Annotated in this window: 1 protein-coding gene and 1 pseudogene; both read left to right on the forward strand. The window is 43.4% G+C overall.

The features are described from left to right. Window positions 1-160: pseudogene (locus J0A66_RS22255) on the forward strand (DNA polymerase III subunit beta); the annotation flags it as partial. A 40-nt stretch (window positions 161-200) separates the two neighbouring features. Then, the coding region (locus J0A66_RS22260) for an AAA family ATPase (protein WP_206576011.1) at window positions 201-343 on the forward strand (143 nt) is incomplete at its 3' end.

Here is a 343-nt window from a genome sequence, read left to right on the forward strand (position 1 = left end):
CCTGGAAATTGGTTTTAATGTTGCTTATCTAATCGATGTGTTGAATGCGCTGGGTTCAGAGAATGTATGCATTAGCATGTCCGATTCAAACAGCAGCGCGCTAATCGAAGATGCGGCAGATGACTCTGCGCTTTATGTCATTATGCCGATGAGGTTATAACCCTGCCCATCTTTTTGGCCTTAACAGGCTTACAATTAAAATGAAGCTGGAGCGTCTCCAAATCCAGCAGTTTAGGAATTTGCAGAATGTTTCGCTTGTTCCGGCTGCTGGGTTAAACGTTATCTACGGCGTAAATGGAAGCGGTAAATCTTCATTACTGGAAGCTATCCATTATCTCGGTTT

The organism is Bowmanella dokdonensis (assembly GCF_017254865.1).
GTDB classification, from domain to species: Bacteria; Pseudomonadota; Gammaproteobacteria; order Enterobacterales; family Alteromonadaceae; genus Bowmanella; species Bowmanella dokdonensis.